Below are 17,689 nucleotides of genomic sequence, written 5' to 3'. Positions count from 1 at the left end.
GGTTGATGTCTATGAGTGCAGCAGAAATTGTTGATTGGGTTAATAGTATTATTTGGAGCAAAGCTCTCATCTATTTGTGTTTAGGGGCAGGTTTATTCTTCTCTATTCTGACGCGCTTTGTTCAAGTTCGCCAAATGAAAGAGATGGCAAGATTATTATTTTCAGGATCTTCTTCAGAGCAGGGGATTTCATCGTTTCAAGCATTAGCCGTTTCACTTTCGGGGCGTGTGGGTGTTGGTAATATTGCAGGGGTAGCGGCAGCAATTGGTTTTGGTGGTCCAGGTGCCGTGTTTTGGATGTGGCTCGTGGCTTTCTTAGGGGCAAGTACAGCTTACGTAGAATCTACTTTGGGTCAAATTTATAAGGTGGAATACCAAGGTCAGTATCGTGGTGGACCTGCTTTTTATTTTGATAAAGGTTTAGGGCAACGCTGGTTGGGTATTTTATTCGCTATTGCAGCGATTATATCTTGTGGTTTATTTCTACCTGGTATTCAAGCCAATGCGGTCGGGAATGCCTTCACCCAAATTACAGGTGAAGGTTCTATCATTTTTGGTAACTTAGGAGCTTATAAGTTATTGGCTTTGGTGGTGATTCTGACTTTATTGGCCATCATCATTTTTGGTGGTATTAAACGTATTGCGCGTTTTGCTGAGTTTGTTGTGCCATTCATGGCGGCAGGCTACATTTTAATGGCGCTCGTAATTGTCGGAATGAATATTCACGAACTTCCGGGGGTGATTAAACTAATCTTTGCTGATGCGTTCTCTCCAATGGCAGGACTGGGTGCAGCCATTGGTTGGGGTGTTAAACGTGGTGTTTATTCTAACGAAGCAGGTCAGGGTACAGGTCCGCACGCAGCGGCGGCAGCAGAAGTGCAACACCCTGCACAACAAGGTTTTGTACAAGCATTTTCTGTGTATGTCGATACCTTATTTGTTTGTTCTGCAACGGCATTCATGATTCTGATTACTGGTATGTATAACGTACAAGGTACTTTAGAAGCGGGTCAATTTATTGTTCAAAACGTGGCTGCCACTGTTGAAATTGGTTCTCCAGCATTTACCCAAATGGCAGTAAGCACGGTATTCGGTGGCTTTGGTCAAATCTTTGTGGCTTTAGCGGTGTTCTTCTTTGCTTTTACCACGATTGTTGCCTACTACTATATTGCAGAAACCAACATTGCTTATTTGAGCTATATCACCAAAACACCTTCACTATTATTCATCACCAAGTGTTTCATCATGATTTCGGTTGCTTATGGTGTGATCAGTGCGACAGGTTATATCTGGGGCATTGGTGATATTGGTGTAGGTTTAATGGCGTGGATTAACATTATTGGTATTATTGTGACCTACTTTATCTGGAAACCAACCATGAAAGCGTTGAAAGATTACGAGCAGCAGCAAAAAGCAGGGGTAACAGAATATACCTTCGATCCTGTGAAACTCGGCATTCGTAATGCAACTTATTGGGAAGAGCGTTTAAAGAAAAAACAGAACAACCAATAGAAAGTTAGCTTACGAACATTTAGTAAAACTTAAAAAAAAGCAGCCGAATCGGCTGCTTTTTTTATTGAATGGTATAAGATTTATATGAACTGATGTGTCCAAAAGGTGCATTGTATTGCATTAATGTAGTGCGTATTATCGGCCCCAATTGTATAAGGCTTGAATGCTGAACGATACAGATAGAGTTGTTTAGCTTAGATTGACCCAAAAACTTACATGGCGAAGGCGTGCTTAAAAATAGTACAAATGTGTAATTGGGATTAATTTGGTTAAAAAATCTTAAAGGATTAATAGAGAGTTTTTATAGCGATGTTAAATCAAAACACGAATGAGTCGGCTGCACAAGGCGAACTCCATCGTAGTTTGTCGAATCGACATCTACAACTAATTGCGATTGGTGGTGCAATTGGTACGGGTTTGTTCATGGGGTCGGGCAAAACCATTAGTTTGGCAGGCCCATCAATTTTATTTATTTATATGATCATTGGTTTAATGGTGTTTTTCGTAATGCGCGCATTAGGAGAATTACTATTATCTAACCTGAAATATAAGTCATTTATTGACTTCTCGACCGACTTGATTGGTCCTTGGGCGGGTTACTTTGTCGGTTGGACTTATTGGTTATGTTGGATCACCATTGGTATCGCGGATTTATCCGCGATTATTTATTATCTGCAATTCTTCAACAATGGACTACCATTTAGCCCAGTTGAAGGTGCAATGATCAGTGTTGCTGCCATCGTCTTCATTATGGGTTTAAACCTCATGACGGTGAAGCTGTTTGGTGAGCTTGAGTTTTGGTTTGCTTTGGTCAAAATCATTGCGATTGTGGTATTGATTGCAGTTGGTTTGTGGATGATTTTTACAGGCTTTACTTCCACTACGGGTGAAGTGGCATCGTTCACGCACTTGTGGGCCAATGGCGGTATGTTCCCGACAGGGATGAGTGGTTTCTTGGCTGGTTTCCAAATTGCGATTTTTGCCTTTGTCGGGGTGGAATTGGTTGGGACTACAGCAGCGGAAACTAAAGATCCTGAGCGTAATTTGCCTAAAGCAGTCAATTCTATTCCCATTCGTATTATCTTTTTCTACGTGTTGGCATTGGTGATTGTGATGTCGGTGACACCATGGAACAGAATCAACCCAGAAGTTAGCCCATTCGTGAATTTGTTTAGTCAGGCAGGTATTGCAGCCGCTGCGATTATTATGAACCTTGTGGTGTTATCGTCAGTGATGTCTTCTATGAACAGTGGAGTATTCTCGACCAGCCGTATGCTGTTCGGTTTATCGCGCGAGAAGCAAGGACCACAAGCTTTTGGTCATTTGAATAAGCGTGCAGTTCCTGCAAATGCTTTATATTTCTCTGCAATTTGTTTGTTGGGTGGTGCAGCTTTACAGTATTTCGTTCCAAATACGGTTGAAGCCTTTACTCTGGCAACAACTTTATCCACGATTCTGTTTATTTTGGTGTGGTTGATTATTTTGTGGAGCTATTTGGTTTACTACAAAACACGTCCAGAGTTACATGCGAAATCGACCTTTAAATTGCCTGGTGGTCCTTTGACGTGTTGGGTGGTGATTGTGTTCTTCATTGGCATGATTTACGTATTGTCATTAGAGCCTGATACCATGAAGGCATTAATGGTCAGCCCAATTTGGCTTATTATTCTTGCGATTGGTTATTTCTGTTTCTATAAGCCAAAACATAAATAATCGTTGTCTATACAGAAAAACGTCAGTTTAGAACTGGCGTTTTTCTATGTCTGGCGATAATCTCTAGTGTTTAATGCTTTGGTCAATGCGTTGATCGGGTTATACTTCGTTAAAATTTGAGATAGGTGGTCAGATGCGTCACGTCATTTGCTGCATAAGTGTATTGGTGTTGGGTTCTTCATTAGTCGGTTGTGGTCAATCGGGTGCATTACAATTACCAAGCGATTCAAATTATGACAAACGTTCAAAATATTTGTTATATCCAAATGTAGCGCCTGCGCAAAAAACTGAGCAAGTTCAAACGACTGAATCGGTTGAACAACAGACAACTACAGAATCAAAATCTTCTACTCCTTAACTTGTCATTAAAAGGACATCTTCCATGAGTTTTACCCGCATTAATGGGGTATTGCACGCAGAGCAGTGTTCCCTAGAACAGCTTGCGCAGCAATATGGCACGCCACTGTATGTGTATTCAAAAGCGACTTTTGAAAAACATTATTTAGATATGGATCGTGCGTTTGATTTTATCGACCATCAAATTTGTTTTGCGGTAAAGTCTAACTCAAATATTGCGGTACTCAGCGTGTTGGCCAAATTAGGCTGTGGCTTCGATATCGTGACTGGCGGTGAGCTTGCTCGTGTGTTGGCTGCAGGTGGTGATGCATCTAAAGTTGTCTTTTCAGGTTTAGGTAAAACTGAAGCAGATATTCAAAAATCATTGGAAGTCGGCATTGCATGTTTTAACGTTGAGTCTCATGCAGAATTAGATCGTATTCAGAAAGTGGCGGCGGCGTTAGGCAAAAAAGCCCCAATTTCATTACGTGTCAATCCAGATGTTGATGCAAAAACACATCCTTATATTTCGACAGGATTAAAAGAAAACAAATTCGGTATTCCTTCGGATACAGTATTTGAAACCTATCAATATGCAGCCAGTCTACCGAATTTAGAGATTATCGGCATTGACTGTCATATTGGTTCACAGTTGACTGAAACCAAACCGTTTGTTGATGCACTTGATCGTGTCATGCTTATGATTGAGCAACTGAAAGCGTTAGGCATTCAGTTGAAGCACATTGATATTGGTGGTGGTTTGGGGGTGACTTATAAAGATGAAGTTCCTCCAACCGTAGAAGAATATGCCAGTGCTTTGAAACCTGCTTTAGAAAAGTTAGGGCTAAAAGTGTATATGGAGCCGGGTCGCAGTATTTCAGCCAATGCTGGTGTGTTGCTGACCAAAGTAGATTTATTGAAACCGACCAATCATCGTAACTTTGCCATTATTGATGCAGCAATGAATGATTTGATTCGTCCAGCTTTGTATGAAGCATGGATGGATATCCAACCTGTTACTCCACGAGATGATGTCGAAACTTTGCAATGGGATGTCGTGGGTGCGATTTGTGAAACAGGCGATTTCTTGGGTAAAGAACGTGATTTAGCCCTCCGTGAAAACGATACACTTGCAGTATTGGGAGCGGGTGCATACGGTTTTGTGATGAGCTCAAATTACAATACACGTGGTCGTGCGGCTGAAGTCATGGTCGATGGCGCGAACTCACATCTGATTCGTGAGCGTGAAACTATCGAATCACTTTGGGAAAAAGAGCGTTTATTGCCTTAAGGAGTCACTAAAAATGTTTTTAGAATTTACTAAAATGCATGGTCTAGGCAATGACTTCATGGTTGTGGATTTAATTAGTCAGCGTGCTTACTTAGATGCACTGACCATCCAACGTCTTGCAGACCGCCATTTTGGCATTGGTTTTGACCAATTGTTAATTGTTGAACCACCTGATATGCCAGAAGCGGATTTTAAATATCGTATTTTTAATGCCGATGGTTCAGAAGTTGAACAATGCGGGAATGGCGTGCGCTGTTTTGCTCGTTTTGTACATGAACGACAATTGACTACGAAAACCAAAATTAAGGTACAAACCAAAGCAGGGATAGTAGAACCTGAATTGGGTTCGAATGGTTGGGTACGCGTCAATATGGGGTATCCAAAGTTCCTGCCACAGGAAATTCCATTTTTGGCCGATGAACCAGCAAGTCTGTATGATCTAGAGTTGGCAAATCAACAACAGATTCAAATTGATGTGGTGAATATGGGTAATCCACATGCTGTGACCATTGTTCCAGATGTGATTACGGCTGATGTGGCAACGATAGGACCACAAGTCGAGTCACATGCTCGTTTCCCTGCACGTGTGAATGCAGGATTCATGCAGATTATTGATGAAACACATGCACGTTTACGTGTATTCGAACGTGGTGTAGGTGAAACCTTAGCCTGTGGCACAGGTGCATGTGCTGCTGCTGTTTCAGGCATCCGTCGTGGTTTATTGGCGAATCAGGTTGAAATTGAACTGGCGGGTGGGAAATTACAAATTGAATGGCGTGATGGCGATGTGGTCTGGATGACGGGTCCGACAGCCAACGTTTATGAAGGACGTATTGACCTGCGTTATTTCCAAGGCTAAATCTGCATTGATGTTAAAAAAAGCACTGTCTTCATGATGGTGCTTTTTTATGAATTAAAATCGGCTATGCTGAGACCAAAGATAAATAGATATAAAGTGTAGACATGCCAAATTTAATTTTTCTACCGGGCGCATCGGGAAGTACCACGTTCTGGAATCCTTTAATCAATAAATTATCTCATGCAGAATCTAAACAGGTCATTGCTTATCCGAGTTTTGGTGAGGAACCAAGCCAAGAGAGTGTTTATGATTTTGCCAGTTTGTCGAATTATGTTTTGCAACAGATTCAGTCTGAATCTATTGTGATTGCACAGTCTATGGGCGGAATTTTTGCTGTACAGGCAGCAATAGCACGTCCAGATTTGGTCAAAGGATTAGTGCTTTTGGCAACTTCGGGCGGAATTGATTTAACTCCATTTCAGGTACAAGATTGGCGAACCGCTTATCAACAACAGTATCTCAACTATCCAGACTGGTTTATGGCTTCGCAGATAGATTTATCACAACACCTTGAAAAGATCAGGATACCAATATTGTTATTGTGGGGAGATCAAGATCCGATTAGCCCAATCGCCGTTGGACAGGCTTTACAGCAAAAATTCCCACAAGCTGAACTTCATATTATTCATGGAGGTGATCATGCTTTTGCAGAACACTATGCAGAAGAAGTTGCAGTACACATTCAGCAGTATTTAACTCATTTTAATTTTCAGGTTTAGGGTGGGTATGATGTCTGTAGAGTCCCAACAGTTACTCGCCATGTGGCTGAAAGCTCGAGAAATACAAAATCAGTCTAAATTAACTTTACTGGCGTATGAGCGTGATGTTGGTGATTTTTTACAGTTTTGTGATCAGAAAAAACTGCTGTTACAAGATATCGAAACGTCAGATTTACGCGAATATTTGGCTGTCAAAGTAGAGCAACACCAGTTAAGTTCAAGTAGTTTGCAGCGGTTATTATCTGCGATTCGTCAGTTTATGAAGTGGGCAAAAGAAGGGAATTATCTGACGTTTAATCCATCCGATGATTTCCAATTAAAGCGCCAACCGCGACCCTTGCCGGGTATGGTGGATATTGAAACCATTCAGCAAATTTTAGATCAGACTGAACCTGAAAAAGAATCTGATCAAGAATTGTGGCTGCGTGACAAGGCAATTTTAGAATTATTGTATTCCAGTGGCCTACGTTTAGCAGAAGTACAAAGTCTTAAAATTAAAGACATTGATTTTAATCGGCTTTTATTACGGATTACGGGTAAAGGTAACAAAACCCGAGTAGTTCCCTTTGGTTCCAAAGCTAGAGATGCGTTAATGGATTGGCTAAAGTTGTATCCATTGTGGCATGGTGATTTTGTTCCTGATGCGCATGTCTTCATTAGTCGTAAAGGCAATCCACTAGGCGCCAGACAAATTGAAAATCGGGTTAAGTTTCAAGCGCAACGTGCAGGGGTGAGTGTCGATTTACATCCACATTTATTAAGACATTGTTTTGCAAGTCATATGCTTTCAAATAGCGGTGATTTAAGAGCAGTACAGGAAATGTTGGGGCATAGTAATTTAAGTACCACCCAAATATATACCCATGTCGATTTTGATCGACTTGCCAATGTCTACGATCAAGCACATCCGCGTGCTCAATTCAAAAAACAGTAACAATTTCAGTGTAGATATATACCTGAATGATTTTATTCTGGTACAGAATTTGCTTTAGCCATTACATAAGTAAAATGAAAAGGAGCCTATTTGTACTATTGTAGAATAATAAAAAATCAAAAGATGAAGTATAAGTGTCGCATGGCATGCGGTAGAGCATAAATATACCGATTGCGAATTTTGAGTGTTAAATGAAAGAGGAATGCAAGCCATGATTTCGAATATACAAGAAAAATATGATCAATTAAATTCAGTGCAAAAGGATATTTTTGCAGGATATGGTTTGCGTCAGATTAAACATTTTGTTGAATATTGCTTACCTGAAGTGCAGCCTCTATTGCCAGAAAATTCCGTGATTGAAGGGATTAATACCTCTGGCATGGTGCAAGCGGTGCAACAGGAGACTCGTAAATGTTATGTTTGGGATGGTACAACGTGGAATGTATCTGCAAACTTTATTCCAATTATGGATACAACCGATGACTTTCAATTGGTCTGGGAAATTTTTGATTTGTCCCGTTATGAATTGATTGAACTGAGTCATGTACATCGCGACTTTTTAGGCAATGCGCACGTCTGAGCTAAATTCATGCTGATGAATGGCGTACAGCACATGCTTTTGCAAAATACTCTCGGCAGTCAGGGCGGGGTGTAAAAATTCTTGTTGATATTGCATACCTAACCTTTTCATTACCGCTTGTGAAGGATGATTAATGGATGCTGTGAACGCAACGACTTCCTTTAAATTGAGGGTTTGAAAGGCAAAACTCAATGCAAGTTGAGCTGCTTCAGTCGCATAGCCTTGACCCCAATAGTCTTTGTGCAAACGCCAGCCAATTTCGGTACACGGTGAAAAACTAAATTGATCAGGTTGATCATGCAATCCTGTCATACCAATCAAACGTTGTTCAGATTTTAATTCGACTGCCCAAAAGCCCCAGCCCTGTTGTTCAATTAAAGCTTGGCATTTATCGATAAGCAGATCACTTTCAGTCCGAGTCAAGCATTTGGGGAAATAACGCATCACAGCAGGATCTGCATTGAGTTGATAAAATGGCAACCGATCAGTCTCTTGCCACGGACGTAAAATTAAGCGCGTACTTTCTAGAGAATTCTGCATAGCAACTCTTATAAATCTTCAAGCGGAAGTTGAAAACTTTGCTTAATAATTTGGCTAGGCAAATCAGTTTTGACACTGGTAATGCCATTCTTTTTAGTCAAATGTGTAGACTGAAATTTTCGATAACTTTCCAAATCAGGGACGACAACCTTGAGCATGGCATCACATTCACCCAAAATAATATAACACTCCATGACCTGAGGCAGTTCTTTCATTGCTTCAATAAAACGATCAATGGTTTCAGCATCTTGTCCGACCAACCAAATACGTGAAAATAAAATCAATTGGAAGCCAATCTTTTGAGGATCAACTACGGTGGTGTAGTTCTGGATTACACCTGCTTCTTCCAACAGTTTGACCCGTCTTAAACAGGAAGAAGGAGATAGCCCAACTTCTTTAGCCAAATCATTGTTTTGGATTCGACCATTTTCTTGTAAGGCTCGAATGATACTTTTATCAATCCGATCTAGCTTGATTAAAATATTCTTAGAAGATGATTTCATAAAATAGAATTAAATTCGAAATATGGATCTAATTATAGAATATTTGCAATCCTATTTTGTATAAATTCGCAGATACTAATTTTCACTTTCAGTCTATATTCGAAAGGGGAAAGGATATGTCTGTATATTTACTCTTTGCGTTGACCGTTCTACCACTGGTGTGTACTCCAGGGCCTGACATGCTATTTATTTTTTCGCAAGTGATGGCGAAAGGTGTAAAAGCGGGCTTTATGGCGACTCTTGGGGTTTGTATGGGCTATATGGTGCATTCGGTCTTGGTTGCCTTGGGCATCGCTGCAATATTGGTTTCTTTCCCGATGTTGTTCGAAACAATCCGCTGGTTAGGGATCGCTTATCTTTTATATCTGGCTTTTAGTTTATTTCGCGCTGTTTTTAACAGCAAATCTTTGCATGTGCCCAAAGCATCTGCGGGTAGTCCAATCGCTAAAGGCTTTTTAACTTCATTGTTAAATCCAAAAGGCATGCTGATTTATTTTGCAATTTTGCCACAGTTCATGCGCAATGCAGAAAATACTGTCACACAAGGTCTAATTTTATCGTCCATTTTTATAGGCTTATGCTTGGTGGTATATAGTGGGTTAAGTATTGTGATTGCTAAAATTACTGCAAATGCACAATTAGATGCTCAAAAACAAAAATGGGTTGATGCGGGTTCAGGTGGTTTACTCATGCTGGCTGCGAGTTGGTTGATCGCCAATTAATTGAAACTAAAAAGCATGCTCTTGATTGGCATGCTTTTTTATATGTACAACAGCAGATTTCTTATCATGTCGGAGCAATAAGTTTGATTGGACGGCTGCTTTAACGTAGCTAGGGAATAAAATTTTAATCAGGAAAATGGTTCTGTCAAAACTGACAAGTCATTTGTTTGATTTTACAGCCATGCTTGGTCACTTGCTCAAACAGATAAAGCAGAAATTTAAGTCATTGATCAGAAATAATTATGTAGTAAATAAAGTAAAAAAATAATAAAAATCAATGTTTAAAATTAGAGCACTAAAACTGCTATTTTAGAATTAAAATTCATGCAAATAAAAATTTGAACGCGACGTTCAGCCATTTTTACGCATTTTTACAGTGGATTCAGTAATTGTGACTTGACCGAAATGCCATACAATTGCAAGATAGGACACCTAAAAAATTTTATGTGAAGAGTTAATCTAACTTTTCTCAACTTTTACTTTTGCTAAAACAGCCGAGGATTACATGAAGGCTCTTGTTGCTGTAAAACGTGTGGTTGATGCCAACGTTAAAGTTCGCGTTAAACCGGACAATAGTGGGGTAGACCTTACTAACGTTAAGATGTCAATTAACCCATTCTGTGAAATCGCAGTGGAAGAAGCGGTTCGCTTAAAAGAAAAAGGAACTGTTTCAGAAATCATCGTTGTTTCTATTGGTCCTAAAGAAGCTCAAGAACAAATTCGTTCTGCAATGGCACTTGGCGCTGACCGCGGTATCTTGGTTGAAGCTGATGACAGCCAACTTGGTGCTTTGGAAGTTGCTAAAATCCTTAAAGGTGTTGTTGAAGCTGAACAACCACAATTAATCCTTCTTGGTAAACAAGCAATTGATGATGACTCTAACCAAGTAGGTCAAATGCTTGGTGCACTTTTAGGTGCAGGTCAAGGTACGTTCGCATCTGAAGTTAAAGTTGATGGCGACAAAGTACAAGTGACTCGTGAAGTTGACGGTGGTTTACAAACTGTTGAATTGTCACTTCCAGCAATCATTACCACTGACTTACGTTTGAACGAGCCACGTTATGCGGCTCTTCCAAACATCATGAAAGCGCGTAAAAAACCGCTTGATACTAAGTCTCCTGCTGATTTTGGTGTTTCTACAGCAACTAAGCTTAAAACAGTTAAAGTTGAACCACCTGCTGACCGTAAAGCGGGCGTACAAGTGAAATCTGTTGATGAGCTTGTTGAAAAATTGAAAAACGAAGCGAAAGTGATCTAATACAGAAGGATAAAATCATGAGTATTTTAGTTATCGCTGAGCACGACAACAAGACACTTAACGGTGCAACTTTAAACGTTGTTGCTGCGGCACAAAAAATCGGTGGTGATATCACTGTATTGGTAGCAGGCTCTGGCGCGCAAGCAGTGGCTGACGCTGCGGCTAAAGTTGCAGGCGTAAGCAAAGTATTACTTGCTGACAACGCGGCTTATGCAAACCAATTGGCTGAAAACGTTGCAGCTTTAGTTGCTGAGTTAGGCAAAGGTTATTCACATATCCTTGCGACATCTACAACGACGGGTAAAAACGTTCTTCCACGTGCGGCTGCACTGTTAGACGTTAGCATGATTTCTGACATCATTGCGGTTGAATCTGCAAATACGTTCAAGCGTCCAATCTATGCAGGTAATGCGATTGCCACAGTTCAATCTGATGAAGCAATTGTCGTTGCAACTGTTCGTGGTACGGCATTTGATCCTGTTGCTGCTGAAGGCGGTGCTGCTGCGGTTGAAGCGGTAAGCGAAGCAAAAGATGCAGGTATCTCTAAGTTTGTTTCTGAAGAGATCGTGAAATCTGAACGTCCTGAATTAACTGCGGCTCGCATTGTAGTTTCTGGTGGTCGTGGTGTAGGTTCTGGTGAGAACTACCATAAAGTACTTGACCCATTAGCTGACAAGCTGGGTGCTGCTCAAGGTGCTTCACGTGCTGCGGTTGATGCTGGCTTCGTTCCAAACGACATGCAAGTGGGTCAAACAGGTAAAATCGTTGCACCTGACTTATATATCGCTGTAGGTATTTCTGGTGCGATTCAGCACTTGGCGGGTATGAAAGACTCTAAAGTGATCGTTGCGATCAACAAAGATGAAGAAGCGCCAATCAATGCCGTTGCTGACTACTGGTTAGTGGGTGACTTGAACACTGTTGTTCCTGAATTAGTATCTAAAATCTAATTTCTGAACTTGTGTTTGAATAAAAAACGCTCCGAAAAGAGCGTTTTTTTGTGTTAAAAAATAACAACAAATAAACAGAGGATTGTAGATGAATTATAGCTTTAAAACCTATTTTCTAATGTTAGCTCATTATAATCAGTGGGCAAACCAGAAGTTATTTTCTATTTTAACCACGCTAACAGAAGAACAGTTAAATCAAGATTGCAAAGCCTATTTCAAATCACTTATGCAAACGGCAAATCATCTACTGGTAGGTGATTTACTTTGGTTTGAACGTATTAAGGGGGGAGTGGCCTCCAATTACGCCTTAGATGAGATCCTTTACCCTCAGATCAGTGCGTTGATCCCTGCGAGGTTTGAGCATGATCAGCGTTTAATTGGCTTTCTCAATGAATATGATGAAGCTGCATTTAACAGGCTTATTACCTACATTCGTCGAGGTCAGGCTTATACTGAACCGTTAATCGAGATATTAGCGCATCTATTTAATCATCAAACTCATCATCGAGGACAGATGCATAGCATGGTTTTTCAACTGACCGGTAAATCGTTAGAGTTGGATTTAATTTTTTTCCAAAGAGAAAATGCCCATTTCTATAAATGATGGTTTTTAATTTACGCTGACTTCTCCTATTAGAAAGAGCATTATTTTAGATTAAAAAATAAGCGTTTATTCTGTTCGTCAAAAAGTAGAAAATTAGATTTTTAACTTATTAATTCTAATAAACTTTTTATTGTAAAAAAATGCTATTTTTCAGATTACTAAACTCCCTGTTAGTGAGCCTTTTATGCTATAATTTACGGCTGTATTTTAGTTTTTTAGCTCAATTCCCTGAGTTAAATTTTTGCAAGATTTAAGATATAAATGCGGGCAGAATTCCTGCTTGTATAACAAGGAGTATGCATGAGCGTATCGGAAATTAGACCGATTGCCATTGAGGATGAACTCAAGCACTCGTATTTGGATTATGCAATGAGCGTGATTGTATCACGCGCTTTACCTGATGTACGAGATGGTCTAAAACCTGTTCATCGTCGTGTGCTTTTTGCAATGCACGAATTGGGTAATGACTACAACAAAGCATACAAAAAGTCTGCCCGTGTTGTCGGTGACGTAATTGGTAAATATCACCCACATGGTGATTCTGCTGTTTATGAAACTATTGTTCGTATGGCGCAAGATTTTAGTTTGCGTTATATGCTTGTGGATGGTCAAGGTAACTTCGGTTCTGTCGATGGTGATAGTGCAGCAGCAATGCGTTATACCGAAGTTCGTATGCAAAAGCTTACCCATGAAATTCTGGCGGATCTCGAAAAAGATACCGTAGACTGGGAAGACAACTACGACGGTTCAGAACGTATCCCGCAAGTGATGCCAACGCGTATTCCGAATTTGTTGATTAACGGTGCGACAGGTATTGCAGTAGGTATGGCGACCAATATGGCGCCACATAACATGACTGAAGTCGTGAATGCATGTCTGGCTTATGCTGAAAACCCAAATATCAGTATTGAAGGTTTAATGCAGCATATTTCGGGTCCAGATTTCCCGACTGGCGGCATTATTTATGGTAAATCGGGTATTGTCGATGCTTACCGTACAGGTAAAGGTCGTTTGCATATCCGTGGTAAATACCATTTTGAGGAAGATCAAAAAACAGGTCGTACGACCATTGTCTTCACTGAAATTCCATATCAAGTCAATAAAGCGAGAACTATCGAGCGTATTGCTGAGTTGGTAAAAGAGAAGAAACTCGAAGGTATTTCAGAACTACGCGACGAATCTGATAAAGACGGGATGCGTATCGCCATTGATTTAAAACGTGGTGAGAATGCTGAAGTTGTGGTGAACAACTTATTCTTGAATACGCAACTCGAAAATTCTTTCAGCATTAACATGGTGTGTCTGGACAACGGACAGCCAAAATTAATGAATCTTAAAGATATCATTGCGGCATTTATTCGCCACCGTCAAGAAGTGGTAACTCGCCGTACCATGTTCGAATTACGTAAAGCACGTGAACGTGGTCATATCTTAGAAGGTTTAACGGTTGCCTTGGCGAACATCGATGCCATTATCGAAACCATTAAGACTTCTGCTAACCCTGCCGAAGCACGTGAGCGTTTACAAGCGGGTGAATGGTCAGCGGGTGGTGTAGTTGCATTATTGGAGAAAGCTGGTTCAGTTTCTGTCCGTCCAGCAGAAATTGAAGGTGAAGATCCAAGCCGTCCATTTGGTTTAGATGGCGATATGTATCGTTTGTCACCGACCCAAGTCAGTGCGATTTTAGAGCTACGCTTGCACCGTTTAACAGGTTTAGAGCAAGACAAACTTCATGCCGAATACACCGAGATTTTGGGGCAAATTGCTGAATTAACAGCAATTTTGAACGATTTTAATTTGTTGATGGCTGTGATTAAAGAAGAGTTGGCTTTGATTCTTCAGCAATATGGCGATGCTCGTCGTACGGCAATTGTAGAATCGCGTATTGACTTCTCTCGTGAAGATTTAATTCCAGAAGAACAAGTCGTATTAACTGTTTCGAAAACAGGTTATGCGAAAACTCAACCATTGTCTGATTATGCTGCGCAACGCCGTGGCGGACGTGGTAAGTCTGCAACATCTATGAAAGAAGATGACTACATCCAACATCTAATTGTCACCTCAAACCATGCGACGGTTTTATGCTTTACCAATGTGGGTAAAGTGTATCGTCTGAAAGTGTTTGAAGTGCCACAAGCTTCTCGCGGTGCAAAAGGTCGCCCAATGGTGAACTTACTGCCATTAGAAGCAGATGAAACGATTACGGCAATTTTACCTGTAATTGATGCACCGAAGAAATTTAAAGATCGTTTAGCCGACTTTAAAGCTTTCGTTCGTGCTCATGTGGTGAAACTACGTGAAAACAGTATCATCGAAGCGCATTATGACGCGTTAAAAGCATCATTTGATGGATTGGCTGAAGATGCGGATGAATTATCAGATGCATTGCGTAAACACTTAAAAGAGTTGGGTGTCGAGCTTTCTGCAACAGATCTGGATGATGAAATTGTTGCTGAATTTGCAGAATTGACTGAAAAGTTACGTAAAAACTTCTTTGTATTTATGGCAACTGCGTCGGGCACCGTGAAACGTGTAGAGCTGGAACAATTCAGTAATGTACGTTCAAATGGTTTACGTGCAATTGAACTGAATGAAGAAGATACCTTGATTGGTGTCGCGATTACTGATGGCGAACAGCAAATTATGTTGTTCTCAAATGAAGGTAAAGCAATTCGTTTTGCTGAAACTGATGTACGTGCGATGGGTCGTTCTGCCAAAGGTGTACGCGGTATGCGTGTCACGATTGGTTCGGCTCAAGCAGAGGAGTCAGAAGAAGTTGAATCGGATGAAGATGATGCAGCAGATGCAAACTTCATTAGCCGTATCGTATCTTTAGTAGTCGTTCCTGAAACAGGTGAAGTACTGTGTGCTTCTGCTAACGGTTATGGTAAACGTACACCAGTCGGTGATTTCCCAACCAAAAAACGCGGTGGGAAAGGGGTGATTGCCATTAAGACCTCAGCGCGTAATGGCGAATTGGTCGGTGCAGTTTCTATTGATGAAACCAAAGAATTGATGCTGATTTCAGATGGGGGTACCTTAGTGCGTACTCGCGCTTCAGAAGTTGCACAAACAGGCCGTAATGCACAAGGTGTTCGTTTGATTCGTTTAGGTGAAGATGAAACATTGGTGGGTGTAGAAGCGATTGATGCTGTAGAAGAAGATGAAATCGAAACTATAGAATCAGTATTGGCTAATGAAAATTTAGTTGATGAAGAAATGATTGTAGATGAAACTGAAAATGAATCAGATTTGAATGAATCTGAAGAAGAATAAGTCATGATCTAAAGAAAAAGGACGCTTAGGCGTCCTTTTTCTATATGATTTGTTGCATAAATAATGGGAACAGAACGATGATGAAGATGAAATATGCGATTTTAGCATCGGTATTGGTGTTCAGTGGATGCGATAAACTGGGACAGCAGGCCAATATTCCAGATCCTAGTCCACAGCAAGTACAGGCTGCACAAGAGGCGTATGATGATTTACGTGCGCAGAATTTTGACCAATTGATGACGCATTTTGAATCTGAGTTGCAAGCACGTTATCAAGGTGATCAGAAAAACATGCAAAAATTTGCACGCGGCTTGCCTCAAGAGAATTATAAAACCAAGAAAATCGTGTCAAAGAAATTGCAGAATGAAAGCAATCAGCCAAGTAAATATACCGTGACCTATGAATATGCCTATGATAAAAACTTAGTACAGTATGACGTGAGTTTTGATAAACCCAATGGCAGTAGTAAAATTCGAGACATGAGCGTGTCAGTATTTGGCGAGAAAATTAAATAATCAACAGCAGTAGTAAATAAAAAAGGACGCCGTAGCGTCCTTTTTTATATGCAATTTAAATTACAAAGTATCATTCAGTTGTATATTGTAGTTCTTTTGCTTTTCCGTATCGAATTGGCCTTCCCATTTACTGATGACAAGAACAGCTAATGCATTACCAACGACATTCAATGCAGTACGCGCCATATCTAAAATACGGTCAATACCCGCAATAAATGCCAGACCTTCAAGTGGAATCCCAACACTGCCTAAAGTCGCCAATAGCACTACGAAAGAAACACCAGGTACACCTGCAATGCCTTTAGAGGTAATCATTAAAGTAAGTACTAAAATAATTTGCTGACCCAAGCTTAAGTCAATGCCATAGAGCTGAGCAATGAAAATCGCGGCAATACTTTGATACAGTGTTGAACCATCCAAATTGAATGAATAGCCAATTGGAATAACAAAACTGGTAATTGTTTTTGGCGCGCCATAAGCTTCCATTTTTTCCATAATACGTGGAAGTACGGTTTCTGAACTGGCAGTTGAGTAAGCTAAAATCAATTCATCTTTTAAGATTTTGATGATGGTCCAAATGCTGAATCCGCAAATTTTGGCAACCAACCCTAGTACAATAAAAGTGAAGAAGAAAATAGCGGCATAAACCAATACTGCAAGTTTTACCAATGGAAGTAACGAGCTAAAACCAAAGTTTGCAACGGTCGCAGCGATTAAGCCGAATACACCTAAAGGCGCAAACTTCATGATCATGTGTGTAACTTTGAACATTGTCTCAGAAACACCATGCAATACCTGAATCAGCGGTTGTTTCGTTTCTTTAGATAAAGAACCTAAACCAATACCAAACAATACCGAGAAGAAAATAATCGGTAGCATTTGACCGCTAGTTAATGCAGCAAAGAAGTTCGGTGGAATTAGCGACAAAATGGTTTGTACTAAACCATGAGAATGTTGGCTAACTTCATGACTGGTTTCTTGATATTTAGAAATATCGACTTGAGTTAGCGTCGACATATCAATACCAGCACCTGGCTGGAATACATTTGCAGCAACCAAGCCAACAATAATGGCAATGGTTGTAATGATTTCAAAATATAGAATAGTTCTGAAACCAAGTCGACCGACATTGGTCCCATGACTTGTATTTGCAATGCCTAGAATAAGCATTGAAACCACAAGTGGGATTACAATCATTTTGATGAGGCTAATAAATATTGAACCGAGTGGGCTCAATAAATTAGTTACAAAGGCATCACGATATTCAGGAGAATAGTGCAGAAAAGAGCCTAAAAGTATACCTAAAATGAGTGCAATTACAATTTGCCATGCAAGGCTTATCTTAATTTTTTTCATACTTAGCTCAGAAAAAAAATTA

17 protein-coding genes are annotated in these 17,689 nt (G+C 40.3%); 14 read left to right on the top strand and 3 right to left on the bottom strand.

Annotated features, from left to right (window positions below; all coding sequences use genetic code 11):
• Positions 1-11: 11 nt before the first annotated feature.
• The 8 genes from M5E07_RS11390 to M5E07_RS11355 all read left to right on the top strand — a co-directional run bounded on the left by M5E07_RS11390 (position 12) and on the right by M5E07_RS11355 (position 7,943).
• The gene (locus tag M5E07_RS11390) at positions 12-1,511 is read left to right on the top strand and encodes an alanine/glycine:cation symporter family protein (protein ID WP_252219349.1); all 1,500 of its coding nucleotides are present in this window, start codon (positions 12-14) and stop codon (positions 1,509-1,511) included.
• Positions 1,512-1,820: 309 nt separating this feature from the next.
• Positions 1,821-3,224: an amino acid permease gene (locus tag M5E07_RS11385; RefSeq protein ID WP_116759396.1), complete on the top strand. Its 1,404-nt coding sequence runs from the start codon at positions 1,821-1,823 to the stop codon at positions 3,222-3,224.
• A gap of 133 nt (positions 3,225-3,357) precedes the next feature.
• Positions 3,358-3,582, top strand: coding sequence for an LPS translocon maturation chaperone LptM (gene lptM, locus M5E07_RS11380; protein WP_116759394.1), 225 nt, complete (start codon positions 3,358-3,360; stop codon positions 3,580-3,582).
• A gap of 24 nt (positions 3,583-3,606) precedes the next feature.
• On the top strand, positions 3,607-4,851 hold the full coding sequence (gene lysA, locus M5E07_RS11375) for a diaminopimelate decarboxylase (protein WP_252219347.1): 1,245 nt from the start codon (positions 3,607-3,609) through the stop codon (positions 4,849-4,851).
• 13 nt (positions 4,852-4,864) lie between these two features.
• Positions 4,865-5,710 (top strand): diaminopimelate epimerase, encoded by an 846-nt coding sequence (gene dapF / locus M5E07_RS11370; RefSeq protein ID WP_252219345.1) that lies wholly within the window; start codon positions 4,865-4,867, stop codon positions 5,708-5,710.
• A gap of 104 nt (positions 5,711-5,814) precedes the next feature.
• Positions 5,815-6,429, top strand: coding sequence for an alpha/beta fold hydrolase (locus tag M5E07_RS11365; RefSeq protein ID WP_252219343.1), 615 nt, complete (start codon positions 5,815-5,817; stop codon positions 6,427-6,429).
• 10 nt (positions 6,430-6,439) lie between these two features.
• Positions 6,440-7,363: a site-specific tyrosine recombinase/integron integrase gene (xerA, locus tag M5E07_RS11360; RefSeq protein ID WP_116759386.1), complete on the top strand. Its 924-nt coding sequence runs from the start codon at positions 6,440-6,442 to the stop codon at positions 7,361-7,363.
• Between the two features lie 211 nt (positions 7,364-7,574).
• Complete coding sequence (locus M5E07_RS11355) at positions 7,575-7,943, top strand: hypothetical protein (RefSeq protein WP_252219341.1); 369 nt, start codon at positions 7,575-7,577, stop codon at positions 7,941-7,943.
• Here M5E07_RS11355 and M5E07_RS11350 read toward each other — a convergent pair.
• Together M5E07_RS11350 and M5E07_RS11345 are read right to left on the bottom strand one after the other, a co-directional pair.
• Positions 7,923-8,483, bottom strand: coding sequence for a GNAT family N-acetyltransferase (locus tag M5E07_RS11350; protein WP_252219339.1), 561 nt, complete (start codon positions 8,481-8,483; stop codon positions 7,923-7,925). The two genes, M5E07_RS11355 and M5E07_RS11350, sit on opposite strands and share 21 nt — an antisense overlap.
• An 8-nt stretch (positions 8,484-8,491) precedes the next feature.
• Complete coding sequence (locus tag M5E07_RS11345; RefSeq protein WP_016165914.1) at positions 8,492-8,986, bottom strand: Lrp/AsnC family transcriptional regulator; 495 nt, start codon at positions 8,984-8,986, stop codon at positions 8,492-8,494.
• 116 nt (positions 8,987-9,102) lie between these two features.
• Here M5E07_RS11345 and M5E07_RS11340 point away from each other — a divergent pair, with 116 nt between their 5' ends.
• The 6 genes from M5E07_RS11340 to M5E07_RS11315 all read left to right on the top strand — a co-directional run bounded on the left by M5E07_RS11340 (position 9,103) and on the right by M5E07_RS11315 (position 16,311).
• Entirely contained in the window at positions 9,103-9,708 is a 606-nt protein-coding gene (locus tag M5E07_RS11340) for a LysE family translocator (protein ID WP_116759382.1), read from the top strand.
• A 505-nt stretch (positions 9,709-10,213) separates the two neighbouring features.
• Positions 10,214-10,966: an electron transfer flavoprotein subunit beta/FixA family protein gene (locus M5E07_RS11335; protein WP_016165916.1), complete on the top strand. Its 753-nt coding sequence runs from the start codon at positions 10,214-10,216 to the stop codon at positions 10,964-10,966.
• A 17-nt stretch (positions 10,967-10,983) separates the two neighbouring features.
• Positions 10,984-11,916 carry an FAD-binding protein gene (locus tag M5E07_RS11330; RefSeq protein ID WP_252219337.1) on the top strand — a complete coding sequence of 311 codons (933 nt, stop codon included), beginning with the start codon at positions 10,984-10,986 and terminating at the stop codon, positions 11,914-11,916.
• Positions 11,917-12,004: 88 nt separating this feature from the next.
• A complete protein-coding gene (locus M5E07_RS11325; RefSeq protein ID WP_252219335.1) occupies positions 12,005-12,520 on the top strand; it encodes a DinB family protein in 516 nt (171 codons plus the stop codon).
• A 300-nt stretch (positions 12,521-12,820) separates the two neighbouring features.
• Positions 12,821-15,796: a DNA gyrase subunit A gene (gyrA, locus tag M5E07_RS11320; protein WP_252219332.1), complete on the top strand. Its 2,976-nt coding sequence runs from the start codon at positions 12,821-12,823 to the stop codon at positions 15,794-15,796.
• 77 nt (positions 15,797-15,873) lie between these two features.
• Complete coding sequence (locus M5E07_RS11315) at positions 15,874-16,311, top strand: DUF3887 domain-containing protein (RefSeq protein WP_252219331.1); 438 nt, start codon at positions 15,874-15,876, stop codon at positions 16,309-16,311.
• 60 nt (positions 16,312-16,371) lie between these two features.
• On the opposite strand, the gene gltP is transcribed toward M5E07_RS11315, so the two are convergent.
• Positions 16,372-17,667 (bottom strand): glutamate/aspartate:proton symporter GltP, encoded by a 1,296-nt coding sequence (gene gltP / locus M5E07_RS11310; protein ID WP_252219329.1) that lies wholly within the window; start codon positions 17,665-17,667, stop codon positions 16,372-16,374.
• Positions 17,668-17,689: the final 22 nt, after the last annotated feature.

The sequence above is a fragment of the Acinetobacter tibetensis genome (assembly GCF_023824315.1).
GTDB lineage: Bacteria > Pseudomonadota > Gammaproteobacteria > Pseudomonadales > Moraxellaceae > Acinetobacter > Acinetobacter tibetensis.
This window is presented reverse-complemented; position numbering and strand designations above follow the sequence as displayed.

Excerpts from the sequence above, each read along its gene's own strand:
- M5E07_RS11390 (WP_252219349.1), top strand. The coding sequence starts at position 12 with ATGAGTGCAGCAGAAATTGTTGATTGGGTTAATAGTATTATTTGGAGC.
- M5E07_RS11385 (WP_116759396.1), top strand. The coding sequence starts at position 1,821 with ATGTTAAATCAAAACACGAATGAGTCGGCTGCACAAGGCGAACTCCAT.
- lptM (WP_116759394.1), top strand. The coding sequence starts at position 3,358 with ATGCGTCACGTCATTTGCTGCATAAGTGTATTGGTGTTGGGTTCTTCA.
- lysA (WP_252219347.1), top strand. The coding sequence starts at position 3,607 with ATGAGTTTTACCCGCATTAATGGGGTATTGCACGCAGAGCAGTGTTCC.
- dapF (WP_252219345.1), top strand. The coding sequence starts at position 4,865 with ATGTTTTTAGAATTTACTAAAATGCATGGTCTAGGCAATGACTTCATG.
- M5E07_RS11365 (WP_252219343.1), top strand. The coding sequence starts at position 5,815 with ATGCCAAATTTAATTTTTCTACCGGGCGCATCGGGAAGTACCACGTTC.
- xerA (WP_116759386.1), top strand. The coding sequence starts at position 6,440 with ATGTCTGTAGAGTCCCAACAGTTACTCGCCATGTGGCTGAAAGCTCGA.
- M5E07_RS11355 (WP_252219341.1), top strand. The coding sequence starts at position 7,575 with ATGATTTCGAATATACAAGAAAAATATGATCAATTAAATTCAGTGCAA.
- M5E07_RS11350 (WP_252219339.1), bottom strand. The coding sequence starts at position 8,483 with ATGCAGAATTCTCTAGAAAGTACGCGCTTAATTTTACGTCCGTGGCAA.
- M5E07_RS11345 (WP_016165914.1), bottom strand. The coding sequence starts at position 8,986 with ATGAAATCATCTTCTAAGAATATTTTAATCAAGCTAGATCGGATTGAT.
- M5E07_RS11340 (WP_116759382.1), top strand. The coding sequence starts at position 9,103 with ATGTCTGTATATTTACTCTTTGCGTTGACCGTTCTACCACTGGTGTGT.
- M5E07_RS11335 (WP_016165916.1), top strand. The coding sequence starts at position 10,214 with ATGAAGGCTCTTGTTGCTGTAAAACGTGTGGTTGATGCCAACGTTAAA.
- M5E07_RS11330 (WP_252219337.1), top strand. The coding sequence starts at position 10,984 with ATGAGTATTTTAGTTATCGCTGAGCACGACAACAAGACACTTAACGGT.
- M5E07_RS11325 (WP_252219335.1), top strand. The coding sequence starts at position 12,005 with ATGAATTATAGCTTTAAAACCTATTTTCTAATGTTAGCTCATTATAAT.
- gyrA (WP_252219332.1), top strand. The coding sequence starts at position 12,821 with ATGAGCGTATCGGAAATTAGACCGATTGCCATTGAGGATGAACTCAAG.
- M5E07_RS11315 (WP_252219331.1), top strand. The coding sequence starts at position 15,874 with ATGATGAAGATGAAATATGCGATTTTAGCATCGGTATTGGTGTTCAGT.
- gltP (WP_252219329.1), bottom strand. The coding sequence starts at position 17,667 with ATGAAAAAAATTAAGATAAGCCTTGCATGGCAAATTGTAATTGCACTC.